The sequence below is a fragment of the Actinoplanes sp. CA-051413 genome (genome assembly GCF_050955795.1).
GTDB lineage: Bacteria > Actinomycetota > Actinomycetes > Mycobacteriales > Micromonosporaceae > Actinoplanes.
The window spans coordinates 9,722,624-9,745,066 of record NZ_CP192100.1 but is presented as its reverse complement, the minus strand read 5'-3'; the positions used below and the strand labels follow the sequence as shown (position 1 = coordinate 9,745,066).

Below are 22,443 nucleotides of genomic sequence, written 5' to 3'. Positions count from 1 at the left end.
ACTGGCACGAACTACATCGCGACCAGCGGAGGGGTCGCGGGCGGGTGGAGCCAGTACATCCCAGGCAATTCGACCCGCGCCGCGCCTTCGCCGATCGAGATGTCCAGCCTCGCCGTATCGGTAGCGTTGCCGCTGGCCGAGCACGATGTGACGCGACCGCTCCGCGGTCGGCAGGCGGTCGTCGAAGAGTTGGCGGAGATTGTCGGTCAGACCCGCGCGCCGGCGCGGACGCGGGTGTTGCACGGGTTGGGAGGCAGCGGAAAGACCCTGATCGCCCTGCATGTAGCGCGCGAGGTTGCTGCTCGCGGAGTGCCGGTGTGGTGGGTATCGGCTGCCGAACCGTCGGCGTTCGTAACAGCCATGCACGCGGTAGCCCAGCTACTCGGCGCAACCGAGGCGGAGCTTCAGGAGCAAGACCCCGCTGACATCCTGTGGCGGCGGCTGGAGGTCCGCACCGAGCCTTGGTTGTTGGTAGTCGACAATGCCGACGACGTGTCGCTGCTCGATTCGGGTTCCGCCGACCTCGGCGGCGCGAGGGCGCTGGCCGATGGCCGGGCCTGGATCCGTCCGCTGGCATCCGGTCCCGGCTTGGTCATCGTCACCAGCCGTGACGGCGACCCGAAGCGGTGGGGCCGCTGGTGTGCCCTGACACCGATCGGCAAGCTCACGGCCGCGGACGGCGCGCAAGTACTCCTCGATCACACCCGTAATCGGTGCGGCAGCCGGGAGGAGGCCGAGACCCTGGCAAAGCGCCTCGGCGGGCTTCCGCTGGCACTTTCGCTGGCCGGCTCCTACCTGGCAGACAACATCACTGATCCCTGGCCGGACGCCGACTCACCCACGACCTTCACCGCCTACCGGGATGCGCTCGAAGCCGGGCGCAGCGATCTCCTCACCCCCGAACCTGACGACGATGATGAGCGGCAGGCTCGGCGGCTCATCGACGGAATCTGGCGCCTGTCTGTGGACCTTTTGGAGCAGCGAGGGGCCACCGGGGCCAGGCTGTTGATGCGGCTGCTCTCCCATTTCGCAGAGGCGCCCGTGCCCTACCGTTTGATGCTGCAACCCTCTGTGCTGAAAACCTCCTCAATCTTCGTGGGGATCGATCGCGAGAAGCTCAGGTCGATACTCGTCGGCGCCAGCCACCTCGGTCTGATCGACTTGTCGACCTTGGCGACGCCCAATGCCGCTGCACACGGCGAGATCCCTCTTCTGAGCCTGCATCCCTTGATGCGGGACGCCAGCCGCCATGCCGAAGATGTTGGCGGCGACTATTTGTCTTTGGCGGCTCGATTGTTGTGTGCCGCTGTACAGGACGAGGAAGAAACCTCTCCGCAGGATCCGAAGCAGTGGCCGAAATGGCAGCTTATGGCACCGCATGCGGTGCTTCTCCTGAAGGATTTAGTAGATCAGGAAAAAATCGACGCTGTGCTCGTGGCAAGTGTTGCACGAGTGGCTGACCTCACTATTCGCCAGACACACGTCCGCGGTCTATATCTTCTCGCCCACACCCAATACCGTGCGTTGCAGGAAGCCTGCACCACGGCCCTCGGGCCCGACCATCCTTCGGTGCTGTCCAGTCGGCACGGCGCCGCTCTCGCATTGTGGTCTCTAGGCGGAGTCCTGGCTGCGCAAACGGAGTTTAGAGAAATCCTTGACATTCGTCAGCAGATTCTGGGTGAGGAGCATCCCGACACTCTGATCGCCCGCCACAACCTCGCCGGGGCCTTGCGGGAGCGTGGTGATTATGTGGCTGCCCAGGCCGAGTTTGAGGCGGTCCTTGCCATCCAGCGGCGGGTGCTCGGTGAGGAGCATCCCAACACCCTGACCACGCGCCAAAACCTCGCCGGTGTCTTGCGGGAGCGTGGTGATTATGTGGCTGCCCAGGCCGAGTTTGAGGCGGTCCTTGCCATCCAGCGGCGGGTACTCAGTGAGGAGCATCCCGACGCCCTGACCACCCGCCAAAACCTCGCCGGCGTGTTGGGGGAGCGTGGTGATTATGTGGCTGCCCAGGCCGAGTTTGAGGCGGTCCTCGCCACCCGGCGGCGGGTGCTCGGTGAGGAGCATCCCAACACCCTGATTACCCGCCACGGCTTTGCCGGTGTCTTGCAGGCGCGTGGTGATTATGTGGCTGCCCAGGCCGAGTTTGAGGCGGTCTTCGCCATCGAGCGGCGGGTGCTCGGTGACGAGCATCCCAACACCCTGACCACCCGCCACGGCCTTGCCGGTGTCTTGCAGGCGCGTGGTGATTATGTGGCTGCCCAGGCCGAGTTTGAGGCGGTCTTCGCCATCGAGCGGCGGATGCTCGGTGACGAGCATCCCGACGCCCTGACCACCCGCCACAACCTCGCCGGGGCCTTGCGGGCGCGTGGTGATTATGTGGCTGCCCAGGCCGAGTTCGAGGCGGTCCTTGGCACCCGGCGGCGGGTGCTCGGTGACGAGCATCCCAACACGCTGACCACCCGCCACAACCTCGCCGGTGTCTTGCAGGCGCGTGGTGATTATGTGGCTGCCCAGGCCGAGTTTGAGGCGGTCTTCGCCATCGAGCGGCGGGTGCTCGGTGACGAGCATCCCAACACGCTGACCACCCGCCACAACCTCGCTGGCATCTTGCAGGCGGCTGGTGATTACGGGGCTGCCCAGGCCGAGTTCGAGGCGGTCCTCGCCATCGAGCGGCGGGTGCTCGGTGAGGAACATCCCTACACCTTGATCACCCGTCACAGCCTCGCCGGCGCGCTGGCGAAGCACGGTGACCACCCGGCCGCAATGGCTGAATACCAGGCCACCCTCAGCGTCATGGAACGAGTCCTCGGGCCTCGGCACCCCACCACGCTGGCGGCCCGCAAGAACTTCGAGGTAGCGCGACAGACAATGGCTAGCCGAAGAGGACCCGTTCTGTGGCACGGACCGGGTAAAAGACGAAAGGGCAAGAAGAAGTAACGTCGCCTGGCAGGCGACGTATGCAATGTGCGACTCAGTGACGGGGAAAGTGGGGTGGATGGAGCGCCCTTCGGGGCGGGGCTCCGGCCTGCCCGATGACAACCGACCAAGTCCGTCGCGTGCCGTCAATCTGATACCGGCCGGACTGCACCATGCGCCGTGGCGACCACATGGCCCGTTGTGGGCCGCCTTGAACGCGGTACGAAATTGTGGCCGGTCTTCAGAGCAGGCATGGTAAAGCTTTGACCTAAAGAAACCGCAGATGGCATTGCGTCGTTGTCACTCTATGGTCGTACTCCGTCGTAGGTTTCCTGGGTGACTCTCGCCGATGTGACCCACGCCAGCTTGCTCGCTGCCATGTAGGAGTTCGACCGCCTCAGCAGTGGACCATTCCTGAAGCAGACCGGGTTCGGCGTTGCGTGGGTCTACTATTTGGATCACGAGGGTCGGCTGTACGACTAGAAGCCAATCATCGGGTAGGCGCATGGCGTAAGCACCGGCACTGCTCTCGGTCCCGAGGGCTTCACTGACGGGGACGCGACGGTTGCCCAGAGACTGGAGACGCTCGGGTTCACGGTCGCGTTTCGCCTAGCCCTAACTGGACGTGGGACGAGATCGTCCTTGCGGGCGAGCCGGTTATGGCGAACCGGGGGCGGCAGCTTGAGTCCCAAGATCCTCCGGTACAGGAGCTCTCTGAGCTCTCCAAAGTCCCGCCATCCAGGCCGACAGGAGTCCTGACTTCCGAAATTCTCCCGGTGTCGCCCCGGAGGACTTGGAACATCGTCAACGAGAGCAGCAACGGGAACCGACTCGACAAAGGACGTCTTCGAGGCCATCCGAGCCAACTCCGCCGAGATTGCCGCGATGGCGGCGCGTACCCGAGCTGCTACGAGCCGCTAACAATGCAGTTGAAGCCCTCGATCCGACCTTGACTACTTCTCAGGGCGTGAGGGTGGCCTGGCGCTACGCGCTCACCTTCGGCGTGAACGTGACCCAAACTTCGCCGTAAGAGAATTGCGGATGTGAAACGTCAAGGGCCCGCCGATCGTTTGGGTCTATGCCGAGTGCATCGAGGGCCAGGATGAAGCGGCCCGGCGCCGCACCGAGGAGGCGCTGAGGCTGCCGACGAGTGATCGCAAACGGGCCGCTCGCTGTCGCGTATTTCGCGGCCAGCGAGATCAAGCGAGCCGCAATGAGATCAAGTGAGACCCTGAGCTGAGAACAAAGAAACCCCGTTGACCAGCATTCGCGCTGGTCAGCGGGGTTTCTGCTGCATGCTGAGCGGAGGGCGTGGGATTCGAACCCACGGAGACGCGGAACGCCTCACCGGTTTTCAAGACCGGCGCCATCGGCCACTAGGCGAGCCCTCCCGTACGGCGGCACTCAGTCTGCCAGATCGACGCGCGCCGGGACGGCAGGGACATGCCACCCCGCACACCGCCGCCTAAGCGAAACTTATATTAACTCTCTTAACAGGCACCTGAGCTGCGGAAACAGGCACTCAAGGCAAGGCGACAACAGTTGACACGGCATCGACCCACATGTTTATTGTTCGCTGCCTTTCCTATCCCGGCCAGGCCCCCCACCTTCGGTCAAGGGAGTGTCCCCCACCATGCCCATCCCCGGAAGAAGGACCGCGCTCGCCGCCGCCGTAGTACTCGCGGCCGGCACCGGCATCGTGCTCGCCCCCAGCGCGTTCGCCGCCAACGAGCAGGTCAACATCTACCTGACCACCACCAGCGACAGCGGCGGCCGCGCCGTCACCCGCGGCCTCCAGCAGCAGACCCCGATCAGCTTCGCCGGCAGCACCGGCAGCGCCAACCAGACGATCAACGTCAATGAGAACACCACCTACCAGCAGTTCGAAGGCGCCGGTGCCTCGTTCACCGACACCGCTGCCTGGCTCATCAACGGCAGCGGCGCGCTTTCCGCGGCCACCCGCAACGACGTCATGACCAAGCTTTTCAGTCCCACCGCCGGGATCGGGGTCAGCGCCACCCGCAACGTCATGGGTTCCTCGGACCTTGCCCGGTCCAGCTATTCGTACGACGCCACCTGCTGCGACGTCAACGACTTCACGCTGGCCCGTGATGTCGACGTGCTCGCCCTCACCAAGCAGGCCCGCAGCCTCAATCCCAACCTGGTCGTGATGGCTTCGCCCTGGTCCGCGCCGTCCTGGATGAAGGACAACAACAGCTACGACCAGGGGTACCTGAAGGCCGAGTACTACAAGGCGTACGCGCAGTACTTCGTCAAGTACATCCAGGGGTACGCGGCTCAGGGCGTACCGGTCAATTACGTCACTGAGCAGAACGAGCCCGGCTGCTGTCCCGGCTATCCCTCCATGCAGTGGAGCGTCTCCGGTCTGCAGTCGTTCGCCAAGAACGACCTGCTGCCGGCCCTGCAGGCCGCCGGTCTCAGCACCAAGCTGTTGGTGCACGACTGGAACTACAGCGACTACGACACCTGGGGCGCGCCCCTGGTCAACGACGCGGCGATCCGCAACCACCCGAACTTCGGCGGCGTCGGGTGGCACGGTTACGGCGGCGATCCGAGCAAGGCCACCACGGTACGCAACCAGTATCCGGCCATGAACCAGTACTTCACCGAGCACTCCGGTGGCACCTGGGTCGGCAACCAGCAGGCCGAGGACATGAACAACCTCATCGACTACACCCGCAACTGGGCGCGGTCGTGGACCAAGTGGAGCCTCGCCGTCGACCAGAACATGGGGCCGCACAACGGCGGCTGCGGCACCTGCACCGGCCTGGTCACCGTGCACAACGGGGACGGCCGCAGCGGGCAGGTCGACTACACGATCGAGTACTACACGATGGGTCACCTGACCAAGTTCGTGAAGCCCGGCGCGGTGCGGATCGACTCCACCGCGAACGCGACCGTCAAGAACGTGGCGTGGAGGAACCCGGACGGGTCCAAGGCGCTGATCGCGTACAACACCAGCGGCAGTGCGCAGACGGTCAAGGTCAATTGGGGTGCCCAGTCCTTTGTGTACAGCCTGCCGACCAAGACCTCGGCGACTTTCACCTGGGGCGGGACCCAGGGCGGGGGTACGCCGCCGGCCACGCGTACCGGTGCGATCTCGGGTCTGGGCGGCAAGTGCCTGGACGTGACCGGAGGCTCGACCGCCAACGGCAACCTGCCGCAGCTCTGGACGTGCACCGGTGGCCCCAACCAGACGTGGACCGTCGGCTCCGACAACACGGTCCGTGGCCTCGGTAAGTGCCTGGATGTGTCGAACAACTCAACCGCCGACGGCGCCGCCGTCCATCTGTGGGACTGCATCGGCACGGTGGCCAGCCAGAAGTGGAACGTGAGCAACGGTTCGCTGGTCAATGCGGCTTCCGGCAAGTGCCTCGACGTCAAGGACAACAACACCGCCGACGGGGCGAAGCTGCAGATCTGGGCGTGCACCGGCGCCGCCAATCAGAGGTGGACCGTACCGGCGTAAGCCGCCCCGATCGGGGGTACCAGGCGGGCACCCCCAAGAGACAGAAGGCCCGCGGGTGGCGGTGGGTGCCACCCGCGGGCCTTCTCCTGTTTTTGTCGTACGCGTCGGGCAAGCTGATACCCATGCACGCGATCACGATCGAAGTCCCCGGCGGCCCCGAAGCCCTCGTCTGGGCTGAGGTGCCGGACCCGTCCCCGGCCGCCGGCGAGGTGATCGTCGAGGTGACGGCCGCGGCGGTCAACCGGGCCGACGTGATGCAGCGCCAGGGCCATTACCCGCCCCCACCCGGCTCGCCGCCCTATCCCGGCCTCGAGTGCTCCGGCGTGATCACCGCGGTCGGTGCCGACGCGACCGGCCACCACGTGGGCGAGCGCGTCTGCGCGCTGCTGGCCGGCGGCGGCTATGCCGAGCAGGTGGCGGTGCCCGCGGGCCAGCTCCTGCCGATCCCGCAGCAGATGTCCGTGCAGGAAGCGGCGGCGCTGCCCGAGGTCGCCTGCACCGTCTGGTCGAACGTGGTGGACATCGCCCGGCTGCGCAAGGGCGAGACGCTGCTGGTCCACGGCGGGGGCGGCGGCATCGGCACCTTCGCGATCCAGCTCGGCAAGGCCCTGGGCGCCCGAGTGCTGGTCACCGCCCGCGAGGCCAAGCATGAGCAGCTGCGCGCGCTCGGCGCCGACCTCGCCATCGACTACACGTCGGCCGATTTCGTTGCGGAGACCCGGGAAGCCACCGACGGCCGGGGCGTCGACGTCATCCTGGACATCATCGGCGCGAAATACCTGGACCGGAACGTGGCCGCGCTGGCCCCGGACGGCCGCATCGCGATCATCGGCCTGCAGGGCGGGCGGCGCGGCGAGCTCGACCTGGGTGCGCTGATGGCCAAGCGTGGATCGGTGTCCGCGACGACTTTGCGTGCGCGACCGGCTGCTGACAAGGCCCGCATCGTCAAGGGGGTGCGGGAGCGGGTGTGGCCGCTGGTCGACGCGGGAGCGATCCGTCCGATCATCGACCGGACGTTCCCGATGGCGGAGGCCTCGGCGGCCCACCGTCTGATGGAGAGCAGCGACCACCTGGGCAAGATCCTGCTGCTCCCCTGAGCGGGGGTCAGACCTGGAAGGCCGCGGTGCGGGCTGCCGGCGGCGCGGGTTCGGGCCCGGAAGGCCGGCAGCGGGGGCTCAGACCTGGAATGCGGCGACGCCGGAGAAGACGCGCACCCGCCAGGTGCAGTCGGCCGAGGTGCTGACCTTGAAGTAGCCGTTGCGGGCACCCGCGTGGCCGTTCAGGGTCAGAGAGCCGGTCGGCTTGGCGCCGTGGACGTATTCGGAGCCGCCGCCCTGGCCGGTCCACGCCAGGTGGACGAACGGCGAACCCTCCTGCGGGCAGGTCCACGAGAAGATCGCCTTGTAGTCCTGGGTGGGGATCCGGATCGTCGGGCTCTGCCACGCGCCGGTCTGCTGCGACCAGCCGGCGATCTCCCGCGAGCGGCGCTGGAAGACCTGCACCGCGTCCAGCCGGGCGGCGTTCCGGCGGCTCGTCGAGCCCGCGTAGACGGCCTTCCACGTGCCGGTGGTCTGCGCGACAGCCCGGTGACTGAAGCGCCCGGCGTCCGTGGTCGTCGCGAAGCCCTGATACGTGAACGAGTTCGCCGGGGTCCCGTTCGCGTGGAAGTAGAAGTCGACCCGGGCCTGGTTGCCGCGCGCGGTCCGCCACACCCGGCCGGTCAGGGTCACAGCCTCGCCCTTGGCCACCGGCTCCGGCGCCGCATCAAAAGTCATCCGCACCGCCGCCGGCGCCGCATCAGGCGTCGTCCGCGCCGCCGCCGCGTCAAGGTTTGTCTGCACCGCTGCGGGCTCCGCGTCGACATGCTGCACTGCCGGGGCTGCGGCGTCGAGGCTCTGCGGCGCCGCGGGTGCCACGTCGAGTTTCTGACGCGCCGCCGCCGCCGGTGCCGCGTCGAGTCTCTGATGCACCGACCCCGGCGCGGCCTGGGCGGGCACCGTCTGGCCAGGAAGCACCGAAGCCACAACAGTCAGAACGGCGAGCAGGGCGGAACGGCGCATCAGGAGAACGACCTCTCACAAACATCGGGGGGATTTGTCCGATTTTGACAGGTCCGGCACCCCGAAGCAATCACCCGCTCAGAGCAGCCGGCGCGGCCCCGGCCCAGCCCGACCGAGCTCATCGTCCGGGTTGATCAACGGGCACCGGTCGATCGACATGCACCCGCAGCCCACACACCCCGTGAAGTCGTCCCGCAGCTGTTGCAGGTGACGCATCCGCTGGTCGAGCTCCTCCTGCCAGCACTGCGACACCCGGGCCCAGTCCTCCCGGTTCGGCGTCCGGTTGTCCGGCAGCAGCGCCAAAATCGCCCCCACCTCCTTCAGTGGGATGCCGACTCGCTGGGCGATCCGGATGAACGCCACCCGGCGCAGCGCGTCGCGGCGGTACCGGCGCTGGTTGCCGGCCGTGCGCCGGCTGCTGATCAGGCCCTGGCGTTCGAAGAAGTGCAGAGCTGACACCGCGACCCCGCTGCGGGCCGCCAGCTCTCCGACGCTCAGCTCCATCCGATGCCACCTCCCGCTCGCTGCTTGACCTCAACATTAGTTGGGGTTCTAGCGTCGGTGCCGTCACCGCACCGACCGAGGAGGACCCCATGTCCGCACATCCGCTCCGCGTGGCCGTCATCGTCGCCAGCACCCGGGAAGGCCGCTTCGGTCCCACCGTTGCCGCCTGGTTCGCCGGGGAGGCCGCCGGCCGCACCGACGTGGACGCCGAGATCATCGACCTGGCCGGGGCCGAGGCCGAACCGGTCACCGCGCGGCTCGCGGCGGCCGACGCGTTCGTCGTCGTCACGCCCGAGTACAACCACAGCTACCCCGCGCCGCTCAAGGCCGTGATCGACGGCCACTCAAGGGAGTGGCACGCCAAACCCGTGGGCTTCGTCTCGTACGGCGGGTTGTCCGGTGGGCTGCGCGCCGTCGAGCACCTGCGACCAGTCTTCGCCGAGCTGCACGCCGTCACCGTGCGGGACACGGTCAGCTTCCACGGCGGACGATCCTGCTTCGGCCCGGACGGCCGGCCCCTCGATCCACGCGAGCCGGCCGCCGCCGCTCACCGGCTCCTGGACCGCCTCACCTGGTGGGGCATCACCCTGCGCGACGCCCACCAGGCTCGCCCGTACGTGACGGCCTGAGGTGGCGACCATGCGAATCAGCGAGGAATATCCGGACCCGGCCCGTAGTGACGCGGGCTTTGTGGTGTCCGGCGAGTGGGCTGCGGGCAGTGCCGACCGGCTGGTGGCCACCGCGGACGCCGTCATTGCCGCTCGGCGAAGCGTCCCGTGGCCGGAGGGGCTGCTGGCGTACTCCCTGTTCATCGACGCGGACGGAGACCTGCTTCGTGACTACGCACAGTGGACAGACGAGGGAGCCGCCGGCCGGCAGCCCCGCGGGGACCACATCGCGTATCGCCTGTACCGGGGCAGCAGGTCCGCCGCGAGCACGCCCCCGGGCGCGATGGTCGCTGTGCGGGTCGACACGGACGACGACGCGCTCGCGCGTACCTGGGTGGACGCGGTTTTTGAAGCCCTGGACCAGGACACAGCCCTGCCCGCCGGTGGGCTGGGCGCGTTCTTCCACGTCAGCACCGACGGCCGGCACGTGCTCAACTACGCCGAATGGGTCAGCGCCGACGCGCATCGCAAAGCCCTGGCGGCCACCGGCCGCGGGATCTCGTCCGGGCCGTTGTGGGACAAGGTCCAGACCATGCCGGGGGTACGCCACCAGAGCGTCACCCGCTACCACCTCCACCGAACGCTGACCGCCTAGCCCGCACCCGCCTCGGCGCTCATCATGGACTCATCATGAGCACACGATTGAAGGCCATCGCCCGCGAGACCGTGGAGATCGCCGAGCGGGGCTGGTACCGCGATCCGCGGGGCGCCGAGGTGCGCGTCGACGCCGGTCCCGCGATCGCCGGCACCCGGCTCTACCTGCCCACCGATGAGCTCCCCGAGGGCGGGCCCGCGGTGGCCGGGCGCGTCGAGGTCACCGGCGAGTCCACTCTGGCCGCCGCGCGACGCCTCGGTGGTGATGTCGCGGCGCTGGTTTTCGCCTCGGCCCGTAGCCCGGGCGGCGGTTTCCTCAACGGGGCCCAGGCCCAGGAGGAGAGCGTCGCCCGCAGCTCGGCGCTGTACCCGTGCCTGCGCGCGGCCGGCGAGTTCTACGCGTTCCACCGGGCCCAGGCCGAGCTCACCTACACCGATCGGGTCATCTACTCACCGGGCGTGCCCGTCTTCCGGGACGACCAGGCGACGCTGCTCACGCCGTACCCGGTCACGTTTCTCACCGCGGCCGCGCCCAATCTCGCCGCGATCCGGCGCGATCAGCCGGAGCTGGCCGCCGAGGTCCCCGCGATTCTGCGCCGCCGGACGCGGCGGGTCCTCGCCGTCGCCGCGGCGCACGGCCACCGCCGGATCGTGCTGGGCGCCTGGGGTTGCGGCGTCTTCGGCAACGACCCCGCGACAGTGGCGGCGGCCTTTGTCGCGGCGCTGGCGGCTCACCCGATGGAGCACGTCGTCTTCGCGGTCCTGGGCCCGAACCGGGACGAGTTCACGGCAGCTTTTCCAGCTGCCGGAAAATAGCGTCGCGGACCTCCGCCTCGGTCGGCATCGGCACGCCCTCGGTCGCCGAGAGCTGCCGCAGTGAGGTCATCGCCACGTCGTCGAGGCTGCACGCCACGAACGAGTCGAAGACCGACAGGTCCGGGTCGATGTTGAGGGCGAAGCCGTGGCTGGTCACGCCGCCGCGGATGCGCATGCCGATCGAGACCAGCTTGCGGCCGTCCGGTGTCCACACGCCGACCAGGCTGGGCGAGCCCTTCGGCGTGTCCCGGCGGACCGTGCGGAAGCCGAGCTCGGCGAGGGCCGCGATCAGGCTGTTCTCCAGCCACCGGACGACGTCGCCGGGACCGCGTTCGTGCAGGTCGATGACCAGGTAGCCGACCAGCTGGCCGGGGCCGTGATAGGTCGCGTGGCCGCCGCGGTCGGCGAGCACGGCCGGGATCCGGGCCAGGTCGTCGGGCAGGTCGGTGAGCGGGGTCGTGTGCCCGTAGGTGATCACGGCCGGGTGGCTGAGCAGGAACAACCGGTCCGGTGCGGTGCCGGCCCGGCGTTCGGCCGTCCAGCTCGCCATCCACTGCATCGCCTGCTCGTACGGCACCTCGCCGAGGTCCACTCGCTGCATGTCCTCCAGTCTGCGTCGCGGGACGGCGTCGCTGCGATACTCCCCGGCATGACGGATCAGGGACCCCTGCGGATCGTGGCACTGGTCGAGATGGCCGCCGGGCACGCCGAGGCCGGCAGCCGGTACGAGGACGAGGTGCTGGCCCTGCTCGCCCGGTACGGCGGCACGGTCGAACGCCGGCTGCGCACCGCGGCCGGCCGCTCGGAGGTGCAGATCCTGGCGTTCGAGTCCCGGGCCGGCTACGAGGCTGTGCTCGCCGACCCGCAGCGGCTGGCGTTGCGCGACGCCCTGGGTGACGCGGCACCGACGACCCGGGTGCTCGAGGTCAGCGACGTACCGTGAAGACGTGGAATCCGTCTGGGACTACCCGCGCCCGCCGCGGCTCGAGCGCAGCGCCGCCCGCATCACCGTGGTGCACGCCGGGGTGACCCTGGTCGACAGCGACCAGTGCCGGCGCGTGCTGGAGACCTCGCACCCGCCGGTCTACTACGTGCCCGCCGAGGCCATCGCCCCCGGCACCCTCGAACGGGCCCGGGGCAGCTCGTTCTGCGAGTTCAAGGGCACCGCGGGCTACTGGGACCTGGTCGTCGGCGAGACCCGGGTGGCCGACGCCGCCTGGTCCTACGACCGGCCGTCACCCGCGTACGCGGAGCTGGCCGGAGCGGTCGCCTTCTATCCGAGCCGGGTGGACGAGTGCCGGGTCGACGGTGAGCTGGTCCGCCCGCAGGAGGGCGACTTCTACGGCGGGTGGATCACCTCGGACATCGCCGGACCGTTCAAGGGCGGTCCGGGGACGAGGGGCTGGTGACCTCCCGGGCCTGCCGCAGGAAAGCGACCTCCGCGGCGTTGCCGGTCAGCTCGGCCGCCCGGGTGTAGGCGGCCGCCGCCTCCTCGGCCCGGCCCAGACGTCTGAGCAGGTCGGCCCGGACCGCGTGGAACAGGTGGTACTGACCCAGGTCAAGCGCCTCCACCAGCGGTAACGCGGCCGCCGGACCGGACACCTCGGCCACCGCCACCGCGCGGTTCAGCGCCACCACCGGGCTGGGCGCGAGGGCCATGAGCTGGTCGTAGAGCTGCACGACCGCGGGCCAGTCGGTGGCGGCCACGCTCGGCGCGGCGCTGTGCACGGCATTGATCGCCGCTTGCAGCTGGTACGGCCCCGGCTGTCCATTGCGTACGCATTCGCGGACGATCCGCTGCCCCTCGGCGATCAGTGCCGCGTCCCAGCGTGGCCGGTCCTGATCGGCGAGCCGGATCATCGCGCCGTCCACAGTGGTGCGAGCCGGGCGGCGGGCGAGAATGAGCAGCTGCAACGCAAGCAGGCCCTCGACCTCGGGCTCCGCGGGCATCAACCGGGTCAGCAGCCGGGTCAGCCGGACGGCTTCGGCGCACAGGTCGTCGCGGGTCAGCGTGGGTCCGGTGGCGGCCGCGTACCCCTCATTGAAGATCAGGTAGAGGACGGCCAGGACGGGCCGCAGACGGCCCGGCAGCTCCGCGTCGCCGGGCACCCGGTACGGGATGCCCGCGTCCCGGATCTTGCCCTTGGCCCGGACGATGCGCTGGGCCATGGTCGGCTCCGGCATCAGGAACGCCCGGGCGATCTCCGGCGTGCTCAGTCCACCGAGCAGCCGCAGCGTGAGGGCGATCTGCGCTTTCTGGGCCAGCGCGGGATGGCAGCAGGTGAAGATGAGCCGCAGTTGGTCCGTCTCCTCCTCGGCCGGTGACGACGGGACCAGCATGGCGGCCTCGGCCTCCTTCGCGGCCCGGACGGACTCGCGCCGCAGCCGGTCGACGGCCCGGTGGCGGGCGGTGGTGATGATCCACCCGGCCGGGCTCGGCGGCACGCCCTCGGCCGGCCACTTCGCACTGGCCACCGTGAACGCGTCCTGCACCGCCTCCTCGGCGAGGTCGAGATCGCCGAGGACCCGGGTCAGGACCGCGACCGCGCGGCCGTACTCGGCCCGGAAGACGTCGGTCAGGTCTGAAATGGCCGCACCTCCACCGGCAGGGTGGTGGCCGCCGCCATCCGCTCGCCCCACTTCAGGGCGGCGTCCAGGTCCGGGGCGGTGATGACGGTGAAACCGCCGACGAACTCTTTGCTCTCCAGGAAGGGCCCGTCGGTGAGCAGCACGTCGCCGTCGCGGGCCCGGATCACTGTGGCCGAGCCCGGCGGGCACAGCCCGGCGGAGAACACGAAAGCGCCGGCGTCCTGCATGTCCTGAGCGATTGCCGCCAGTTCCGCCATCACCGGTTCGAGTGCCTCCGGCGAGGGTGGTGGTCCGTCCGGCTGATAGATGCTGAGCAGGTATGTCTTCACGTTTTCCTCCTCACGATGGATGACATATACACGTTCGGGGCACGCTCGGCGCGACACTCCGGGAGCGTTTTTTTTCGGTTCTTCATCACGTGGCGCCGAATGTGTGTTGGCATGGTCGACGGAATTACCTATATCGCCTGGGTTCCCATTGTCGCCGTTTCACGGATGACAACCGGCACGACGGCACCATCCGTCGCACCGAATTGGGATTCGCGTGAGAGCCCCGGGCCGAACTCGGAGGCTTCGCTGTCCCGTCCGTCCACCGGCCGCGTCCTGGCCGCCGGCGCCCTCGCGCTCGCCGTGAGCACGCCGGTTCTCGAATCCGTCGAAACTCCCATGGGCCTGCCGACCCCCGCGCCGGCCGCCGCGCCGGCCGTGGTGGTGGAGAGCCGGCCGGCCCTGGTGGCCCGCGCGGCGCAGCGAGCTTCACGCTCGGCAGTGCGCCGGTCCGCCGCCCGTCCGGCAGCGGTCGCGCTGCGTGCGGCGCAGCGCTCCGCCCAGCGGGAAACGAAGAAAATTCAGGAGGTACGCCGGGCAGCCCACGCCCGCCAGGTCGCCGAGGTCAGGGCGGCCGCCCAGCGCCGGGTCGCGGTCCGACGGGCGCTCGCCGCTCGCCGTGCGGCCGCCCGGCAGGCCACGGCGGTGGTCAAGCCCCGTGCCGCGGTGCGGCCTGCGGCCAAGCACCGCGCCGCACCCCAGCGCCGAGCAGTGCCCAAGCGCCGGGCGGTGACCCGGGTACGCACGTCGATGCGGATGTCGTCGGTGATCGCGTACGCCCGTTCGCAGATCGGCAAGACGTACCGGCGCGGTGGTGTGGGGCCGAATTCGTTCGACTGCTCGGGATTCACCAAGCGCGCGTACGCCCAGGCCGGGCTCAGCCTGCCGCATTCCTCAGGAGCTCAGGCAGCCCGCGCCCGGACGGTTTCCCGGGCCGCCGCGCAACCTGGTGATCTGGTCGTGGGGCCGGGGCACGTGGGTATCTACATGGGCGGCGGAATGATGATCGACGCCGGCAACTCGCGGACCGGTGTCGTTTATCGGCGGCTCTACCGGGGGTTGCACATCGAGCGGTTCTAAAGGGTTGGCGCCGGCCGGTGACGAGCCGCGAGAATCCCTCGCATGATCACCGATCACTGGCCACTGTTCGGGCTGCGGCTGCACACGCCGCGGCTCGAACTGCGCGTTCCGGACCTGGCCGACCTCGCGCAGCTCGCCGAGGTCGCCGCCGCGGGGGTGCACGACCCCGGACGTCAGCCGTTCGTGGTGCCGTGGACCGACGGCACCGCCGAGGAAGTGGCCCGCAGCACGCTGCAGTTCCAGTGGCGGATGTGGGGCCAATGGACGCCGGACAACTGGTCGCTGCACTTCGTGACCGTGCACGACGGCCAGATCATCGGCACCCAGGCGCTCGACGCCCGGCAGTTCGCCACGCTGCGCGAGGTCGGCACGGGATCGTGGCTGGGCCGCGCCCACCACGGCCAGGGCTTCGGCACCGAGATGCGGGCGGCCGTGCTGGACCTGGCATTCACCGGGCTGGGTGCGCAGTGGGCGGTCACGGAGGCGTTCGCGGACAACGCGGCCTCGTACGGCGTCTCGCGCAAGCTCGGCTACGCCGACGACGGCATCGCCCGGCACGTGGTCCGCGGCGAGGCGGTGGTGGGCCGGCGGCTGCGGCTGGACCGGGCCGGCTGGGCGGCAGCTCGCACTGTCGGCGTACGGATCGAGGGTCTGACGCCTTGCCTGCCCATGTTCGGCGGTTAGGGGGTGTCTCGTAGATCATGACGGCCTGCGGCGGGCCCAGCTTCCGCCTCGCGGCGCGGGCCGAAAGGCCGGATACAACACCGGTATCCGCCCTCCCGTCCCGCTTGCGACGCGAAACCTGGACCTCGCCTCGGCGACGCCATGATCTACGAGACACCCCCTAGGCGCGGGGCAACGTCAGGCGGACTGTTGTGCCCACGCCCGGCTCGCTGTCCAGGTGGATGCTGCCGTGGTGGGCCTCGATGATCAGGTTGACGATCGACAGTCCGAGGCCGGGGCCCGGCGCGGCCATCCGGTCGGCGGCCGTGCTGCGGAAGAACCGGTCGAAGACGTGCGGCAGTTCGGCGGCGGGGATGCCCACCCCGGTGTCGACGATGACCAGCTCCGGTTCGTCGCCGGCCGTACCCCGGACGATGATCTCGCCGCCCGGCGAGGTGAACTTGATCGCGTTGACCACCAGGTGGTTCAGCGCCTGGCCCAGCCGCCGGCCGTCGCCGCGGGCGAGCACCGGCCGGTCCATCAGGTTGTGCAGCGCCACGTCCCGGTGCTCGGCCAGCGGCCGGCACGCCGTGGTGACCTGTTGCGCGAGCTCGGCCAGATCCAGCTCGGCGAGGTGCAGCTCCATGCCGCTCTCGTTGAGCCGGGCCACCGTCAGCAGGTCGTCGATGAGCCGCAGCAGCCGGTCCGAGTTGCGCTGCATGACCGCCAGGAAACGCTGCGAGGTCTCCGGGTCGAAGCCGTCCGCCAGCAGGATCTCCAGATAGCCGCGGATCGACGTCAGCGGTGTCCGCAGTTCGTGGCTCACCCCGGCGAGGAACGAGTCCTTCATCCGGTCGAGCTGGCGCATGCGGTCGGCGACGGTCCCGGCATGCTGGGCGTAGCGGCGCAGCTCGAGCTGGACGGCGGTGTGCCGGGCCAGGCAGCGCAGGGCACGGCGCTGCGACGCGGTCAGCGCCCGCGGCACCTTGTCGAGAACGCAGATGGTGCCGACAGCGTGGGTGCCGTCGAGGACGACCGGGGCACCGGCGTAGAACCGGAAATTCTTGCCGAGGACGAACGGGCCGGCCGCGAAGCGGGGATCCGCGCCGGCGTCGGGCACCTCCAGCACGTCGTGGTCCTGGATCGTGTGCGCGCAGAACGACTCGTCGCGGGGCGTCTCGTCGTAGTCGACGCCGACCTTGGCCTTGATCCACTGCCGCTCGGCGTCGACCAGGCTCACCATGCCGACCGGGGTGCCGCAGATCTCCGCGGCCAGCAGGGCGATGTCGTCGAAGTCGTCCTCCGGCGGGGTGTCGAGCACCCGGGCCTCGTACAGGGCGGCCAGGCGGCCTTCCTCATCGGGCGGTGCAGCGACTCTCACGTTCCTGATGCTCTCACCGCTTCGCGGCATATGTGATGGATTCGTCAGCCGGTCCGGCCGACGTCCCACATAGCAGTCGGCACCCGTCGCGGAGGGCGGGTGCCGACTTGCTGGACGCCGGGAGGCGACCGATCGCAACCGAGCACGGGGATCTCTGCCCTGCGCACCCGGTCGGATGTCTGACACCACTATCGCCCGGGGCAAGCCCGGTCACGCGCACCACCTGTGCGTTTCTGCATCCGCAGCGGATATGAGGCCGAAAGATGTGTGACACCTCACCCGGTTACCGTCGGCAAACGGGGGAAGTCAGCAACCGGTGCCATGCGGGTGCCGGACGACGTGGAAGGACAACCGAGCATGAGCCTGGAGCGAGCCGAAGCGCCGGATCCGTACGACATCCTGCCGCCGGTCCCGGCCTTCACGCTGACCAGCACCGACGTGGCGGACGGCCGACCGCTCGACGAGCTGTACGCGCACACCAGCGTCGGCGGCAAGAACCTGTCCCCGCAGCTGTCCTGGTCCGGCTTCCCGGCGGAGACCCGTGGCTTCGTCGTGACCTGCTTCGACCCCGACGCGCCCACCGGCAGCGGCTTCTGGCACTGGGTGGCCGTGAACCTGCCGGCCTCGGTGACGGAGCTCGACCGGGGCGTCGACCCGCTGCCGGAGGGCGCCTTCACCGTACGCAACGACTACGGCGACACCGGCTACGGCGGCGCGGCCCCGCCGCCCGGTGACCGCCCGCACCGCTACGTCTTCGCGGTGCACGCCATCGATGTCGACCGGCTCGAGGTGAGCGCGGGCGCCACCCCGGCGTACGTCGGCTTCAACCTGGCGTTCCACACGCTGGCCCGGGCCACGATCCGGCCCACGTACCAGGTCAAGGGCTGACGCCGGGCTCCGGACACGGAGAAGCCCGCCGGATCACGGATCCGGCGGGCTTCGTCGATCGGTACGGGATCAGCGATCAGCCGGGAACCTTGGCGACCACGAAGACCGACTGGCCGAACGGCGGCTTCACGATGCTCTCGGCGGCCTTGGTGATCGGCAGCACGACGCTGTCGTAGACCTTGACCATCGGGCCCTCCTTCGGCGCCAGCTTGAAGATGCTGGTCGCGCCGTAGTAGCCGATGAGGCCCAGGGCGTTCGCGTAGTGCAGCTTCTCGATGGTGAGGCCGGCCTCGGTCATGGCGGCGCGCATCGTCTTCTTGGTGTAGCGGCGGATGTGGCCCGTCGCGATGTCGACCTGGCTCATCGCGAACATGAAGGCCGGCACGATCAGGATGATCCGGCCGCCCGGGCGCACCAGGTCGGCCATGCTGCGCAGCGCGCCGACGTGGTCCTCGATGTGCTCGAGGACGTTGTAAGACACGGCGGCGCTGTACTCACCGTTCGCCTCGGGCGAGGGCAGCAGCATCTGCCGCACGTCGATGTTGTCGTGGTCGGCCAGGCGCTCCTTGAGCTGCACCAGCCGGTCGGGGTCGGCCTCGGTCGCGGTGAAGCGGGGCAGGTGCTCCGCCCACTCCAGTGCGTAGTCGCCCAGGCCGCTGCCGATCTCGATCGGGTTGTCGCCCAGGTACGGGAGAGCGAGCTCCACGAACCACCGACGGTGGTTCACGGCCGTGGCGAGGCCTTCGAGCACTTCGGACTGGATCCGCTGGTCTCCAGTGATGTCTGCCATAAGTAAGGTTCCCTCGTCTTGCCGATCCGAGCTGACAGCGGGACCGGAAGAGTTAACCATCCGCTGCGCGCAACCGAAAGTTGAGCGGGGGGCGCCCGCTCATTTTTTGCCTGATTGAGACATTGACCCGTGGGTACCCACCGGCCTTACCCATCATGCACTGTGCGGGCCAGTGAGCGGAAATACATGCTTAGATATCGGGTCGATCACGCCTGCGCCGCCCGTCACAACACTGTTACCAACCTCGGTTAGGCTCGCCGATGCTATGACGATTACGGGTATTGACTCGACAGGCCAGTCGGCCGGCGGGAACGTTCTGCCGCCCGACCCCGCCGCCGACGCCGAAGACCTGGACGCGGAGCTGCGCGCGCTGGAAAGCGAGGTCGCCGTCGCGCCGATCTCAGTCATACCCGCTGTTGACGCCGAGGTCGGCGGTGACGCCGCCGGGCAGCGGGAGCCGGCGCCGCGCCTCCGGTGGTGGCGGTCTCTCACCTGGCGAGATGTTCTCGCAATAGTCACCTTCATTGCGGTAGCGGTCTTCGTCACCGCGCCGTTGTGGCTCAATCTTGATCATGAGTTGCGCGATGATCCCCAGGATCAGGCATTCTTTGAGTGGATGTTGGCGCACGGTGCACGCGTGCTCACGGATGGCGTTTATCCGTTCTTCTCGGATCGCATGAATTACCCCGATGGGGTGAACATGATGGCCAACACGTCGGTGTTGGCCGTTTCGCTGCCGATGACGCCCGTCACTGCCATCTTCGGGCCGCATGTGGCGTTCAACGCGTTTCTTACGCTGGCCTTGGCAGTCACCGGTATTTCGTGGTATTTCGTGCTCTCCCGCCAGTTCGTCAGCTCCCGGCTGGCGGCGTGGGTCGGCGCGCTGTTCGCCACCTTCGCGCCGAGCATGATCTCGCACTCCGGCGGCCACCCGAACATCGTCTCGCAGTTCCTGGTGCCGCTGATCATCTGGCGCACGCTCGCCCTGCGGACACCGGGCCGGACGGTCCGCAACGGGCTGCTGCTCGCGGGCCTGCTGGTCTGGCAGGCGTTCATCAACCTCGAGATCCTCTTCATGACCGCGGTCGGGCTGGGCATCTTCTGCGTGGTGATGGCCGTCACGCGCCGCCGCAGCCAGCCGGGCGAGATCGCCACCTTCGTACGCGGGCTCGGTGTCGCGGCCGGTGTCACGCTGGCCGCGCTGGCCTACCCGCTCTACGTGCAGTTCTTCGGGCCGCAGAGCTACCACGGGCTGCCCGAGTTCGTCCGCTACTTCGGGGCCGACCTGGGCTCCTTCACCGCGTACGCGCAGCGCTCCATTGCCGGAAACAGCGTGACCGCGGGCCGCCTCGCCCAGAACGCCGCCGAGGAGAACGCGTTCTTCGGCTGGGGCCTGGTCATCCTCTTCTTCGGCCTGGTCGCCTGGATGCGCCGCAGCGTGACAATCGTGACCCTGGCCGGCGTAGCCCTGTTCTTCGGCGCGATGTCCCTCGGCCCGCGCATCCGGCTCAACGGCATCGACACCGGCGTCCCCGGCCTGTGGTCGCTGCTGCACAGCGTCCCGATCCTCAACTCGGCCGTGCCGACCCGTTGGGCCCTGGCGATCGCCCCGATCGTCGCCATCATGCTGGCGCTGGGTTGCCAGCGCGCCTCGGACCTGATGAAGGCCCAGCCGGCCGCCCGCGGCCCGGTCCGAGTGGCAATGATCACCGCGGTAGCCATGGCGCTTGTCCCGCTCACGCCGACCCCGCTGCGCACCACCCCGATGGACCCGGTCCCGGCGTTCGTGACCTCGGGTGCCTGGAAGCAGTACGTGGACGAGAACCACACGCTGGTGGCCCTGCCCCTGCCGGACAGTTCGTATCCGGACCCGCTGCGCTGGAGTGCCTACACGGGCCACGACATGCGGATCGTCAGCGCGTACGCCCTGCTGCCGAGCCGCAACCCGCTCGACCCGACGGACCGCTCGGCCCAGTTCGCCCCGCCGTGGCGCCCGACCAGCGGCCTGATGGCGTCGATCAAGCAGGGCAACCCGATCCCGGAAATCACCGAGACCCGGCGGGAGATGACCCTGGCCGACCTGCGGTACTGGAAGGCGGGGGTGGTGGTGCTGACGCCGCAGGTCCGCGACATCGAGATGCTGCGGGCGATGACCCAGCTGCTGGGCTTCCAGCCGACGTGGACGGGCGGCGCCTGGGTCTGGAACGTCCGCAACCTCGTCGACGCGGAGAAGGTCGACCAGTAAGCGCAACCTGAGGTCGCTGCCTAGCGGAATGTTCCGAGGGCGGTGAATCTGGCGTCCAGATCATTCACCCATTGCGCCGGCAGGCGCAGCCGCAACGACTCGCGATCCCAGAGATGGTTGTCGCCGTGGAAGTCGCCGTGCACGAGGACGGCCCGGCCCGGCCCCGCGAGGGCCCGGTCGGCCCAGTCACACCAGGCCAGCACTCGGCCCCGCTGGTCAGGTCTGATCAGCGGCCCCAATCCGGCTCGGAGAGTGTCCGTCGAGGCAGGCGCGGTCGGCTCGGGTAGCGGGCCCGATGCCTCGGACACCGCTTGCAGCACCGCAGGGTCATGCAGGGCGGCCAGGACCGCGGCAAGGTCACCCGCGGCCAGCCGGCCAGGTCCGGCGCGGCCGTACGCAGCGCAGCTCGCAACGCATCCACAGTCGGCTCGCTGAGCCAGGTCGGTGCCGCTACTTGATGCAGCAGCCCACGCAGACCTTGGGCTTGGGCAGAGTGAAGGCCAGACAACAAGTCTTCCGCTGCACATCCAAGTTCCCACCGCGCCCCGGGACCAGCTCGATCAGGTCCTCGACCCCGAGCGTGCCCAGCAGCGTGGCGATCGTCTCCGCCGACGAACCCGGCAGCACATCCGCCGACCGCAGCACCGCATAAGCCACCCCGGACGACAGCGACCCCAGCAACGTGCGCTGCCCCAGCCGCACCTTCGTGTGGATCGCCTCGAGCAGCGGCGTCAGATGCTCGTCCAGCAGAGACCGCCGCAGCTCCTCGAGCAGGGCCGCCTCGTCCGCGACGACCCGGACCTGGGCCAGACCGCTCAACGCCAGCGGGTCGGACGGCAGCACCGCCACCGTGATGTCGCTGCGGAGCCCCAGAGTGACCAGCGGGCGCGGGTCGTTGAAGTGCATCAGCACGTCGGTGCCGGTCAGCAGTGGCACCCGGCGGGCGGAGGCCCAGCCCAGCACGGCCGGCAGCGCCAGCCAGTACGTATAAGCCTTCCAGGCCAGCGCGGCCGCGGCGTGCGGCTGGGCCTGCCAGCGTTCGCGGGACGAGTCGAGCAGGGTGTCGAGGCTGGCCCCGGTCAGGTCGGACGTGGGCTGCCAGCCGGTCGGATCCTGGACCATCAGGTCCGGCGCCAGGCCGGGTAGCTCGGTGCTCGTGCCGAACATCGCCCGCAAAGTCGCAGTCACCGGCGCCAGAGGCTGCGCGGAGTGATCGGGGACGACACGATCCAGCGCGGTGGTCACCGGAGCGCGCCGCTCAGGGTGAGGCAACGCGGCTTCATCCGCTGGATCACCACTGTCACCTCGCCACGCTTCGCTGGTCAGGACGGCCCACCATACCTTGTTAAGGCTAACCTAACCACGCCAGCAAAACCCCCACATACCCGGCCCCGGACAGGTGTTCTTCTCCCAAATACCCCCAGCAAGGG

The 22,443-nt window shown here is 69.1% G+C and carries 21 protein-coding genes and 1 tRNA gene; 12 read left to right on the top strand and 10 right to left on the bottom strand.

The window, feature by feature from the left end; genetic code table 11:
* The first annotated feature begins 99 nt into the window (after positions 1-99).
* Entirely contained in the window at positions 100-2,940 is a 2,841-nt protein-coding gene (locus tag ACQP2Y_RS46000; RefSeq protein ID WP_433723161.1) for a tetratricopeptide repeat protein, read from the top strand.
* Positions 2,941-4,222: 1,282 nt separating this feature from the next.
* On the opposite strand, the gene ACQP2Y_RS45995 is transcribed toward ACQP2Y_RS46000, so the two are convergent.
* A tRNA-Ser gene (locus tag ACQP2Y_RS45995) sits at positions 4,223-4,310 on the bottom strand.
* Positions 4,311-4,552: 242 nt separating this feature from the next.
* Between ACQP2Y_RS45995 and ACQP2Y_RS45990 the strand changes: the two genes are divergently transcribed.
* Positions 4,553-6,409: a ricin-type beta-trefoil lectin domain protein gene (locus tag ACQP2Y_RS45990; protein WP_433723159.1), complete on the top strand. Its 1,857-nt coding sequence runs from the start codon at positions 4,553-4,555 to the stop codon at positions 6,407-6,409.
* A gap of 122 nt (positions 6,410-6,531) precedes the next feature.
* A complete protein-coding gene (locus tag ACQP2Y_RS45985; RefSeq protein ID WP_433723157.1) occupies positions 6,532-7,506 on the top strand; it encodes an NAD(P)H-quinone oxidoreductase in 975 nt (324 codons plus the stop codon).
* A 78-nt stretch (positions 7,507-7,584) separates the two neighbouring features.
* On the opposite strand, the gene ACQP2Y_RS45980 is transcribed toward ACQP2Y_RS45985, so the two are convergent.
* Both ACQP2Y_RS45980 and soxR read right to left on the bottom strand, forming a co-directional pair.
* Positions 7,585-8,469 (bottom strand): hypothetical protein, encoded by an 885-nt coding sequence (locus ACQP2Y_RS45980; protein ID WP_433723155.1) that lies wholly within the window; start codon positions 8,467-8,469, stop codon positions 7,585-7,587.
* 78 nt (positions 8,470-8,547) lie between these two features.
* On the bottom strand, positions 8,548-8,973 hold the full coding sequence (soxR, locus tag ACQP2Y_RS45975; protein WP_433723153.1) for a redox-sensitive transcriptional activator SoxR: 426 nt from the start codon (positions 8,971-8,973) through the stop codon (positions 8,548-8,550).
* A gap of 89 nt (positions 8,974-9,062) precedes the next feature.
* Between soxR and ACQP2Y_RS45970 the strand changes: the two genes are divergently transcribed.
* Genes ACQP2Y_RS45970 through ACQP2Y_RS45960 form a run of 3 tightly spaced genes read left to right on the top strand, consistent with a single transcriptional unit; the run spans position 9,063 to position 11,051 of the window.
* Positions 9,063-9,602: an NADPH-dependent FMN reductase gene (locus tag ACQP2Y_RS45970; protein ID WP_433723151.1), complete on the top strand. Its 540-nt coding sequence runs from the start codon at positions 9,063-9,065 to the stop codon at positions 9,600-9,602.
* Between the two features lie 10 nt (positions 9,603-9,612).
* A complete protein-coding gene (locus tag ACQP2Y_RS45965) occupies positions 9,613-10,236 on the top strand; it encodes a hypothetical protein (RefSeq protein WP_433723149.1) in 624 nt (207 codons plus the stop codon).
* Between the two features lie 35 nt (positions 10,237-10,271).
* A complete protein-coding gene (locus ACQP2Y_RS45960; protein ID WP_433723147.1) occupies positions 10,272-11,051 on the top strand; it encodes a TIGR02452 family protein in 780 nt (259 codons plus the stop codon).
* Here ACQP2Y_RS45960 and lipB read toward each other — a convergent pair.
* Complete coding sequence (gene lipB, locus ACQP2Y_RS45955; RefSeq protein ID WP_433723145.1) at positions 11,020-11,652, bottom strand: lipoyl(octanoyl) transferase LipB; 633 nt, start codon at positions 11,650-11,652, stop codon at positions 11,020-11,022. The genes ACQP2Y_RS45960 and lipB overlap by 32 nt on opposite strands.
* 48 nt (positions 11,653-11,700) lie before the next feature.
* On the opposite strand from lipB, the gene ACQP2Y_RS45950 reads away from it, so the two are divergent.
* The gene (locus tag ACQP2Y_RS45950; protein ID WP_433723143.1) at positions 11,701-11,994 is read left to right on the top strand and encodes a hypothetical protein; all 294 of its coding nucleotides are present in this window, start codon (positions 11,701-11,703) and stop codon (positions 11,992-11,994) included.
* A gap of 4 nt (positions 11,995-11,998) precedes the next feature.
* Positions 11,999-12,460 (top strand): DUF427 domain-containing protein, encoded by a 462-nt coding sequence (locus ACQP2Y_RS45945; protein WP_433723141.1) that lies wholly within the window; start codon positions 11,999-12,001, stop codon positions 12,458-12,460.
* Here ACQP2Y_RS45945 and ACQP2Y_RS45940 read toward each other — a convergent pair.
* Both ACQP2Y_RS45940 and ACQP2Y_RS45935 read right to left on the bottom strand, forming a co-directional pair.
* Positions 12,429-13,640 carry an RNA polymerase sigma factor gene (locus ACQP2Y_RS45940; RefSeq protein ID WP_433732387.1) on the bottom strand — a complete coding sequence of 404 codons (1,212 nt, stop codon included), beginning with the start codon at positions 13,638-13,640 and terminating at the stop codon, positions 12,429-12,431. The genes ACQP2Y_RS45945 and ACQP2Y_RS45940 overlap by 32 nt on opposite strands.
* The gene (locus ACQP2Y_RS45935) at positions 13,628-13,969 is read right to left on the bottom strand and encodes a YciI family protein (RefSeq protein ID WP_433723139.1); all 342 of its coding nucleotides are present in this window, start codon (positions 13,967-13,969) and stop codon (positions 13,628-13,630) included. Before ACQP2Y_RS45935 ends, ACQP2Y_RS45940 begins: the two co-directional genes overlap by 13 nt.
* Before the next feature lie 336 nt (positions 13,970-14,305).
* Between ACQP2Y_RS45935 and ACQP2Y_RS45930 the strand changes: the two genes are divergently transcribed.
* Together ACQP2Y_RS45930 and ACQP2Y_RS45925 are read left to right on the top strand one after the other, a co-directional pair.
* Positions 14,306-15,046, top strand: a complete 741-nt coding sequence (locus tag ACQP2Y_RS45930) for a C40 family peptidase (RefSeq protein WP_433723137.1) — start codon at positions 14,306-14,308, stop codon at positions 15,044-15,046.
* A 42-nt stretch (positions 15,047-15,088) separates the two neighbouring features.
* Positions 15,089-15,730, top strand: a complete 642-nt coding sequence (locus ACQP2Y_RS45925) for a GNAT family N-acetyltransferase (RefSeq protein ID WP_433723135.1) — start codon at positions 15,089-15,091, stop codon at positions 15,728-15,730.
* A 160-nt stretch (positions 15,731-15,890) separates the two neighbouring features.
* Here ACQP2Y_RS45925 and ACQP2Y_RS45920 read toward each other — a convergent pair whose 3' ends face one another.
* Complete coding sequence (locus ACQP2Y_RS45920) at positions 15,891-17,090, bottom strand: ATP-binding protein (protein WP_433723133.1); 1,200 nt, start codon at positions 17,088-17,090, stop codon at positions 15,891-15,893.
* A gap of 357 nt (positions 17,091-17,447) precedes the next feature.
* On the opposite strand from ACQP2Y_RS45920, the gene ACQP2Y_RS45915 reads away from it, so the two are divergent.
* Positions 17,448-17,978 (top strand): YbhB/YbcL family Raf kinase inhibitor-like protein, encoded by a 531-nt coding sequence (locus ACQP2Y_RS45915; RefSeq protein WP_433723131.1) that lies wholly within the window; start codon positions 17,448-17,450, stop codon positions 17,976-17,978.
* A 76-nt stretch (positions 17,979-18,054) separates the two neighbouring features.
* Here ACQP2Y_RS45915 and ACQP2Y_RS45910 read toward each other — a convergent pair whose 3' ends face one another.
* Positions 18,055-18,768, bottom strand: coding sequence for a class I SAM-dependent methyltransferase (locus ACQP2Y_RS45910; RefSeq protein WP_360831648.1), 714 nt, complete (start codon positions 18,766-18,768; stop codon positions 18,055-18,057).
* A gap of 265 nt (positions 18,769-19,033) precedes the next feature.
* Here ACQP2Y_RS45910 and ACQP2Y_RS45905 point away from each other — a divergent pair, with 265 nt between their 5' ends.
* Positions 19,034-21,013, top strand: coding sequence for a hypothetical protein (locus ACQP2Y_RS45905; RefSeq protein WP_433732385.1), 1,980 nt, complete (start codon positions 19,034-19,036; stop codon positions 21,011-21,013).
* A 20-nt stretch (positions 21,014-21,033) separates the two neighbouring features.
* On the opposite strand, the gene ACQP2Y_RS45900 is transcribed toward ACQP2Y_RS45905, so the two are convergent.
* Together ACQP2Y_RS45900 and ACQP2Y_RS45895 are read right to left on the bottom strand one after the other, a co-directional pair.
* Complete coding sequence (locus ACQP2Y_RS45900) at positions 21,034-21,540, bottom strand: phosphotransferase (RefSeq protein WP_433723128.1); 507 nt, start codon at positions 21,538-21,540, stop codon at positions 21,034-21,036.
* Positions 21,464-22,180, bottom strand: coding sequence for a hypothetical protein (locus ACQP2Y_RS45895; protein WP_433732383.1), 717 nt, complete (start codon positions 22,178-22,180; stop codon positions 21,464-21,466). The genes ACQP2Y_RS45900 and ACQP2Y_RS45895 overlap by 77 nt, the downstream gene beginning before the upstream one ends.
* Between the last annotated feature and the right edge of the window lie 263 nt (positions 22,181-22,443).

Bases quoted from the DNA above. Each gene is read 5' to 3' on its own strand.
- ACQP2Y_RS46000 (WP_433723161.1), top strand. From the start codon at position 100: ATGTCCAGCCTCGCCGTATCGGTAGCGTTGCCGCTGGCCGAGCACGAT.
- ACQP2Y_RS45990 (WP_433723159.1), top strand. From the start codon at position 4,553: ATGCCCATCCCCGGAAGAAGGACCGCGCTCGCCGCCGCCGTAGTACTC.
- ACQP2Y_RS45985 (WP_433723157.1), top strand. From the start codon at position 6,532: ATGCACGCGATCACGATCGAAGTCCCCGGCGGCCCCGAAGCCCTCGTC.
- ACQP2Y_RS45980 (WP_433723155.1), bottom strand. From the start codon at position 8,469: ATGCGCCGTTCCGCCCTGCTCGCCGTTCTGACTGTTGTGGCTTCGGTG.
- soxR (WP_433723153.1), bottom strand. From the start codon at position 8,973: ATGGAGCTGAGCGTCGGAGAGCTGGCGGCCCGCAGCGGGGTCGCGGTG.
- ACQP2Y_RS45970 (WP_433723151.1), top strand. From the start codon at position 9,063: ATGTCCGCACATCCGCTCCGCGTGGCCGTCATCGTCGCCAGCACCCGG.
- ACQP2Y_RS45965 (WP_433723149.1), top strand. From the start codon at position 9,613: ATGCGAATCAGCGAGGAATATCCGGACCCGGCCCGTAGTGACGCGGGC.
- ACQP2Y_RS45960 (WP_433723147.1), top strand. From the start codon at position 10,272: ATGAGCACACGATTGAAGGCCATCGCCCGCGAGACCGTGGAGATCGCC.
- lipB (WP_433723145.1), bottom strand. From the start codon at position 11,652: ATGCAGCGAGTGGACCTCGGCGAGGTGCCGTACGAGCAGGCGATGCAG.
- ACQP2Y_RS45950 (WP_433723143.1), top strand. From the start codon at position 11,701: ATGACGGATCAGGGACCCCTGCGGATCGTGGCACTGGTCGAGATGGCC.
- ACQP2Y_RS45930 (WP_433723137.1), top strand. From the start codon at position 14,306: ATGGGCCTGCCGACCCCCGCGCCGGCCGCCGCGCCGGCCGTGGTGGTG.
- ACQP2Y_RS45925 (WP_433723135.1), top strand. From the start codon at position 15,089: ATGATCACCGATCACTGGCCACTGTTCGGGCTGCGGCTGCACACGCCG.
- ACQP2Y_RS45915 (WP_433723131.1), top strand. From the start codon at position 17,448: ATGAGCCTGGAGCGAGCCGAAGCGCCGGATCCGTACGACATCCTGCCG.
- ACQP2Y_RS45910 (WP_360831648.1), bottom strand. From the start codon at position 18,768: ATGGCAGACATCACTGGAGACCAGCGGATCCAGTCCGAAGTGCTCGAA.
- ACQP2Y_RS45905 (WP_433732385.1), top strand. From the start codon at position 19,034: ATGACGATTACGGGTATTGACTCGACAGGCCAGTCGGCCGGCGGGAAC.
- ACQP2Y_RS45900 (WP_433723128.1), bottom strand. From the start codon at position 21,540: ATGTGCAGCGGAAGACTTGTTGTCTGGCCTTCACTCTGCCCAAGCCCA.
- ACQP2Y_RS45895 (WP_433732383.1), bottom strand. From the start codon at position 22,180: ATGTTCGGCACGAGCACCGAGCTACCCGGCCTGGCGCCGGACCTGATG.